The following is a 7,206-nucleotide window of genomic DNA, read 5'->3' on the forward strand; positions in this document are numbered from 1 at the left end:
TCTCATTCTTATTTTCTCCGACTATAGCACCATTTGCCCCATACCCACAGGATTTAGCGATGAAAAAAGCATTATTTTCCGCCGCCTGCCTGCTGATGCTGGCAGCCTGCGGCGGCTCAAGCAATGAAAACAGCCGAAATGCAGACGGCCAAGCGCCCAAACCCGTGTTCAAAATCAAGCACATCGACACCGCAGCCATCGAAGGCCTGGCCCTTACACCCTCCGGCAGCAGCGGCGACGGCGAAAAAGCACAATCCAGCTATCAAATCGACGGTTTAAGCGGCGACAACTACATTGTTTTAAGCGGTAAAAACCCCGCCGATTTAGAGACCATCAGCGGCAAATGTATGGAAACCGACGAAGCAGGCCGGAAAACCGGCTGGCGTGAAGGCGGCATCTGCCACACCCTGTTTGCCCGCCTGCTGGACAATGTCGCCCAAGACGCGCCCGCGCTCACCGCCTACCTGCTCAGCCACGCCGGCCTGCAGCCTTATCAAGCCGAAAAAAGCGGCTATGCGGCGGTACAAAACGGCCGCTACATCATCGAAACCGACAGCGAAGGAATGTTTTTCTTCCGCCGCCGCCACTATTGATAGTGCTTACTCATGAAAAACGGGCAGATTTCTTAATCTGCCCGTTTTTCATATTTTCCCGCCTTGCGAAGTTCAATACGAAATTCAATACTGAAACCATTCGCACTCAAATACCCGATTTTCAGACGGCCTTTCCTGCTTCAGGCCGTCTGAAAAACCGCATCAGCGGTGGCGGTAGAAATGGCTGCCGAAATAGGCATCCGCGCCCTCGCGCAGCAGCACCAGCGTGACCGCCGCCAGCGGCAGGCCGACCAGCATACCGACGAAACCCATCAGCTGGCCGAACGCCATCAGCGAGAAAATCACCCAGAAAGGCGACAGGCCGATGCGGTCGCCGACGATTTTCGGGGTAATGAAAAAACTCTCCAAAAACTGTCCGACCGCAAATACCGCCCACACCATCAGCACGCCCTGCCACGAGCCGAACTGCAATACCGCCGCCACCGTAGCCAGCAGCAGCCCGGTAAACGCACCCAAATACGGTACAAATACCAAAATACCCGCAATCATGCCGATGGCAAAGCCCGAATCCAGCCCCACCAGCATCAGCCCCAGGCCGTACACCAGCCCCATTATCAGCATCACCGTCAGCTGCCCGCGCAGAAATTCGCCGAGCACTTCGTCCATATTGTCGCTGATGCGCGTATAGGTATCGATAAAGCGGCGCGGCACCAAAGCCTTGATACCGGCCGACCAGCGCTGCCAGTCCAGCAGAAAATAATACAGCAGAAAAGGCAGCAGCAGAAAATTGCTCACGCCCAAAACCATGCTGCTGCCGCTTTTCATCAGCGCGGGCATCATTCGTTTCAGCGTATCGGCCAACTCGCCGGTATGCGATTGCAGCCAGGCCACGATAGACGCCGTGTCCAGCTCAATATAGCCGCCGCCGAAGCGCCCCAGCCAGGGCAGCAGCGTATTTTGCACAAAGCCCGCAATCTGCGGCAGCCGCTCGACCAAATTGTTAAACTGCCCGATCAGCATCGGCACGATAATCAGCACCAAAGCCAGCAATACCGCCAGCGACAGCACCATCACCAGCATAGAAGCCAACCCGCGCTTGAAACCGCGCCGCTCCAGCATTTCCACCAGTGGGTTCAGCACATAAGCCAGCACCGCCGCCACGATAAACGGCGTGAGAATGTCGCCCAGCGCATAAAGCAGCCAGAAAAAGAGCACCACCACTGCGCCCATTACAATCCACGGCTTGGCGCCGCGCGCTTTCTTCTGATACATAAACTAACACCGAAATCCGTCAAAAGCAGCAGTATAGTGAAATGCCCCGCAAAGTGCTACTGCATTGCCGTCTGAAAACGCCCCGCCCCAGTTTCAGACGGCCGCCGATTTGCGTATAATGCGGCATCGGCCTTGGCCGCGTTCTGCGGCTTTCCGCCCGCAACCCACACCGTCAAAGAGAGAAATATGACCGAATCCATCCGCCTGCCCGCTGCCAAGCTCAAGCCTTCCACCGTCGCCCTGCCCGGCTCCAAAAGCATCAGCAACCGCACGCTGCTATTGGCCGCTTTGTCCGACAACACCTGCGAAATCCGCTCGCTGCTCAAATCCGACGACACCGACCGTATGCTGGAAGCCTTGGAAAAGCTGGGCGTTGATATCGAATTTTTAGAAGAAGGCCGTCTGAAAATCCACGGCACGGGCGGGCGTTTTCCCAAGCGTTCGGCAGATCTGTTTCTCGGCAACGCGGGTACGGCCTTCCGCCCGCTGACGGCCGTATTGGCGGTATTGGGCGGCGATTACCACCTGCACGGCGTGCCGCGTATGCACGAGCGCCCCATCGGCGACTTGGTCGATGCGCTGCGTATCGCCGGCGCGGATATCCGGTATTTGGGCAATGAACACTATCCGCCGCTGCAAATCCATGAGTGCGGCGACAACGGTGTGCGCGAAATTCCGATTAAAGGCAATGTGTCCAGCCAGTTTCTCACCGCGCTGCTGATGGCGCTGCCGCTGACCGGCGAGGCATTCGATATCCGCATGGTCGGCGAGCTGATTTCCAAGCCCTACATCGACATCACGCTGAAACTGATGGCGCAGTTCGGCGTGCATGTGGTAAATGAAGATTACCGTGTGTTTAAAATCCCCGCCGGCGCGCGTTACCATGCGCCCGAGGTGCTGCACGTTGAAGGCGACGCCTCCAGCGCGTCTTATTTCCTCGGCGCAGGCTTGATTTCCGGCGCGCCCATCCGCGTCACCGGTATCGGCCTGAACAGCATTCAGGGCGATGTTGCTTTTGCACGCGAGTTGGAAAAAATCGGCGCCGATGTGGTGTGGGGCGACAATTTCATCGAAATTTCCCGCGCGGCGGATCGGGCCGTATTGCCGTTTGACTTGGATGCCAACCATATTCCCGACGCCGCCATGACCCTGGCCGTGATTGCGCTGGCCAGCGGCAAACCCTGCACCCTGCGTAACATCGGTTCATGGCGCGTGAAAGAAACCGACCGCATCGCCGCCATGGCAACCGAATTACGCAAGCTCGGCGCAGAAGTAACAGAGGAAGAAGAAGCCATCCACATCACGCCGCCCGCCGCATTAAAAGCAGACGTGGCCATCGACACCTACGACGACCACCGCGTCGCCATGTGCTTCTCGCTGGTGTCGCTGCTCGGCACGCCCGTTATCATCAACGACCCGAAATGCACCCACAAAACCTTCCCGACTTACTTTGACGTATTTGCCTCAATTACCGGGTAAGCCGCACACAGGCCGTCTGAAAAACCTGATTTTCAGACGGCCTGAAACCTTGGCAACAATGTTTAAAATTCCTCAGCCGTCATTCCGCCAAACTTAACGCCCAGTTCCCACATGACCCCCAAAGCCTTCGCCATACTCGGCCCCACCGCCGGCGGCAAAACCGCACTCGCGCTCAAAATCGCAGAGTGCCTGCCCGTTGAAATCATCAGCCTCGATTCCGCGCTGGTGTACCGCGATATGGACATCGGTACCGCCAAGCCGACGGCAGCGGAAATGGCAGCCGTGCCCCATCATTTGATTGATATTATTTCGCCGCTGCAAAGTTACAGCGCGGCCGAATTTGTGGCCGACTGCACGCGCTTGGCCGCCGAAATCCATGCGCGCGGACGTTTGCCGCTGATTGTCGGCGGCACCATGATGTATTTCCACGCGCTGACTGCGGGTTTGAACGATTTGCCCGAGGCCGACCCCGCAGTACGCGCGGCTTTGCAGGCCGATAAAGCCACGCACGGCTTGGGCTATCTATATGAAAAGCTGCAAGCCTGCGACCCCGAGACCGCAGGCCGTCTGAAACCGAACGACAGCCAGCGCATCGAACGCGCCCTGGAAGTGTATCTGCTGACGGGCAAACCCTTGAGCCGGCATTTTGCGGAGCAGGCGCACTATACCGCGCCGCTGGATTTGCATACCGTCGCCTTAATTCCCGAAGACCGCGCCTTGCTGCACGCGCAAATCGGCAAGCGTTTCGATAAAATGTTGGAACAGGGTTTTCTGGATGAGATGAACACCCTGCGCGCCCGCTATCCCGAACTCAGCGCCGATATGCCCGCCATGCGCTGCGTCGGCTACCGCCAGGCTTGGGATTATCTCGAAGGCGCATACGATTATGAAACCTTTGTCGAAAAAGGCAAAGCCGCCACCCGCCAGCTCGCCAAACGCCAGCTGACCTGGCTGCGGAAAATCCCAACCGCCGCCGCCCTCGCCCCCTACGGCTCAAACGATTATTTTCAGACGGCCTTGTCGCTGGTGCAGCGGCATTTCAAGATATAAACCGGCATCTTTTCTGGCAGCTTGTTCCATCTTTCCCGCTTATGTTGACCACGCCCCCCATTGCCCCGAAAACACTTTTGGCCTTACAGCGTCTCGGCATTCATACGTCCGACGATTTGCGCCGTTTCGGCTCGGCCAAAACCTTTCTGCTGCTTAAAGCGGCAGGGCTAACGCTGACATACAGCACGCTGTGGCAGCTCGAAGCACTGCTGCTCGGCATCCGGCCGCAGGAGTTGGACGCAGCGCAAAAACATGCCTTAAAAACCGCAGTCAAAAACCACGCGCCCGTCGCCATGTTCCCCATGCCGTCTGAAATGGAACGCTTCATGCAGGCGGCGTTGGCGCAGGCGCGGCAGGCAGCGGCGCTGGGGGAGATCCCCGTCGGTGCGGTCGTCGTAAAAAACGGCGAAATCATCGCCGCCGCCCACAATTCCTGCATCGGCGACCACAACATCAGCCACCATGCCGAAATCCGCGCTTTGGCGCAGGCAGGTGCGGCGCTGCAGAATTACCGTTTGGAAGACTGCGATGTGTACATCACCCTCGAACCTTGCTGCATGTGCGCCTCCGCATTGATACAGGCGCGGGTCAAACGGGTGGTGTACGGAGCGTCAGAGCCGAAAACCGGCGCGGCCGGCAGCGTATTGGACGTGTTCGGCGATATCCGTCTCAACCGGCATACCGCCGTTTTGGGCGGCGTATCGGCAAACGAATGCCAAGCAGTATTGCAGCGTTTTTTCGATGCGCGACGCGGCAACAGCGCATCCGAAATGCCGTCTGAAACCACGCCGCCCCAAGCTGCGCTATAATAACGCCCTTTCCGATAACCGCGCCCGACCATGAACCACTCCCGCACGCTCCTGATCCGCTGGCTGATTGTCTGCCTGATTCCGCTGGCTACCCTGCTGCTCTTCGCCCTGTTTCCGCCGCACGACGATCCCACGCAATATCTGATTAACGGCATCATCTTAGCCTGCGAAGCCACTTTTTTATCCAAATTCGTGTTATTTGAAGTCATCAAGCACCACCTGCGCGGCGAACCCGAATTGAAAAAACAGACCTCGCTGCTGTTTGCCCCGCTGCTGCTGTTGATTGTTTACCTTTTCCACTATTTCGGCGCGTTCTGAGCATTTTTCAGACGGCTTCCGCATTCCGAAAGGACCTTCCGCCATGATGGTACACCCCCAGTTTGACCCCGTATTAATCAGCATCGGCCCGCTGGCCATACGCTGGTATGCCCTGAGCTACATCGTCGGCTTTATCCTGTTTATCTGGCTCGGCCGCCGCCGCATCGCCCAAGGCAACACCCTGTTTACCCGCGAACTGCTCGACGATTTCCTCACCTGGGGCATCCTGGGCGTGATTATCGGCGGCCGCTTGGGCTATATCCTGTTTTACAAACTTTCCGACTATCTGGCCGACCCGATTAGTATGTTTAAAGTTTGGGAAGGCGGCATGGCATTTCACGGCGGCTTTTTGGGCGTGGTCGTCGCGATGTGGCTGTTCAGCAAAAAACACCATCTCAGCTTTTTGAAAACCATGGATTTTGTCGCCCCGCTCGTGCCGCTGGGCCTGGCTTCCGGCCGCATCGGCAACTTCATCAACGGCGAATTGTGGGGGCGCGTCACCGACATCAACGCCCCGTGGGCCATGGGTTTCCCGCAGGCGCATTATGAAGACGCCGCCGCAGCCGCCCACAATCCCCAATGGGCAGAATGGCTCAACCAATACGCCATGCTGCCGCGCCACCCCTCCCAGCTTTATCAGTTTGCCCTCGAAGGCATCTGCCTGTTTGCCGTCGTATGGATTTTTTCCAAAAAACCCCGCCCGACCGGGCAAACCGCCGCCCTGTTTCTCGGTGGCTACGGCTTTTTCCGCTTTATCGCCGAGTTCGCCCGCCAGCCCGACGACTACCTCGGCCTGCTGACCTTCGGCCTCTCCATGGGGCAATGGCTCAGCCTGCCGATGATGATTCTCGGCGCAGCCGGCTTCATCTATTTCGGTAAGAAAAACCGCTTGCATTAAACCCACAGGCCGTCTGAAAATCCCCGTTTTCAGACGGCTTTTTCCAACACCCCGCAGCCCGCCCCGATTGCCGCGCGCTGCCGCCATCAGGAGAACACCCATGCACAAACACAGCCATACCATCGCCGGCAAAACCGTGTCCGCCTACCTGCCCGCCCGAGCCGACCTGCCCCTGCTGCTGACCTTTCTCACCCAAGAAGAATCCGACCAATTAGCCGCCTTATTAAACGGACAAGCCGCGCTCATCTCCGTTGACGAGCCCTTATGGGAACACGCATTCACCCCCTGGCCCGCCCCCGCCGCCTTCAAAAAAGCCCCCGAATTCAGCGGCGGCGCCGACGACAACCTAAACTGGATTATCCGAGAGCTACTGCCCCAAATCGAACAAACCCACGCCCTGCAACCCCAATGGCGCGGCCTGATCGGCTACTCCCTCGGCGGCCTCTTCACCGCCTACGCCGCCTATCAACCCACCCCGTTCACCCGCTTCGCATCCGTATCCGGCTCACTGTGGTTCGACGGCTGGGCAGACTTCATCGCCAACCACAGCCTGAACACCCTGCCGCACACCGCCTACTTCTCCGTCGGCGACACCGAAAAAAACAGCAAAAACCCCCGCATGGCCGTCGTCGAAACCAACACCCTCGCCACCCGGCAAAACTGGCAGACCCAAGGTGTCTCCTGCACATTCGAACTCAACAGCGGAGGCCACTTCCAAGACATCCCCCAACGCATGGCCAAAGCCGCCTCCTACCTGCTGGAAAATACCGCAGAATCTGCATAAAGCTGTTTTATAATCGGAGTGTAATTTCTGATACAAGGCGGC

The 7,206-nt window shown here is 57.9% G+C and carries 8 protein-coding genes; 7 read left to right on the forward strand and 1 reads right to left on the reverse strand.

The features are described 5' to 3' along the window. Positions 1-59: 59 nt before the first annotated feature. Positions 60-593 (forward strand): hypothetical protein, encoded by a 534-nt coding sequence (locus BDE01S_RS11420; protein ID WP_066079137.1) that lies wholly within the window; start codon positions 60-62, stop codon positions 591-593. Positions 594-755: 162 nt separating this feature from the next. Here BDE01S_RS11420 and BDE01S_RS06725 read toward each other — a convergent pair whose 3' ends face one another. After that, on the reverse strand, positions 756-1,826 hold the full coding sequence (locus tag BDE01S_RS06725) for an AI-2E family transporter (protein ID WP_066079139.1): 1,071 nt from the start codon (positions 1,824-1,826) through the stop codon (positions 756-758). 186 nt (positions 1,827-2,012) lie between these two features. Here BDE01S_RS06725 and aroA point away from each other — a divergent pair, with 186 nt between their 5' ends. The 6 genes from aroA to BDE01S_RS06755 all read left to right on the forward strand — a co-directional run bounded on the left by aroA (position 2,013) and on the right by BDE01S_RS06755 (position 7,164). Next, positions 2,013-3,305 (forward strand): 3-phosphoshikimate 1-carboxyvinyltransferase, encoded by a 1,293-nt coding sequence (gene aroA / locus BDE01S_RS06730; RefSeq protein WP_066079141.1) that lies wholly within the window; start codon positions 2,013-2,015, stop codon positions 3,303-3,305. A 111-nt stretch (positions 3,306-3,416) separates the two neighbouring features. Beyond that, positions 3,417-4,355 carry a tRNA (adenosine(37)-N6)-dimethylallyltransferase MiaA gene (miaA, locus tag BDE01S_RS06735; RefSeq protein ID WP_066079142.1) on the forward strand — a complete coding sequence of 313 codons (939 nt, stop codon included), beginning with the start codon at positions 3,417-3,419 and terminating at the stop codon, positions 4,353-4,355. A 41-nt stretch (positions 4,356-4,396) separates the two neighbouring features. Beyond that, entirely contained in the window at positions 4,397-5,164 is a 768-nt protein-coding gene (gene tadA, locus BDE01S_RS06740) for a tRNA adenosine(34) deaminase TadA (RefSeq protein ID WP_066079145.1), read from the forward strand. A gap of 30 nt (positions 5,165-5,194) precedes the next feature. Continuing rightward, complete coding sequence (locus BDE01S_RS06745) at positions 5,195-5,482, forward strand: hypothetical protein (RefSeq protein WP_066079148.1); 288 nt, start codon at positions 5,195-5,197, stop codon at positions 5,480-5,482. 43 nt (positions 5,483-5,525) lie between these two features. Then, entirely contained in the window at positions 5,526-6,380 is an 855-nt protein-coding gene (gene lgt, locus BDE01S_RS06750) for a prolipoprotein diacylglyceryl transferase (RefSeq protein WP_066079151.1), read from the forward strand. A 100-nt stretch (positions 6,381-6,480) separates the two neighbouring features. Continuing rightward, a complete protein-coding gene (locus tag BDE01S_RS06755; RefSeq protein WP_066079153.1) occupies positions 6,481-7,164 on the forward strand; it encodes an alpha/beta hydrolase in 684 nt (227 codons plus the stop codon). Positions 7,165-7,206 lie beyond the last annotated feature (42 nt).

It is taken from the genome of Bergeriella denitrificans NBRC 102155 (assembly GCF_001592185.1).
GTDB classification, from domain to species: domain Bacteria; phylum Pseudomonadota; class Gammaproteobacteria; order Burkholderiales; family Neisseriaceae; genus Neisseria; species Neisseria denitrificans.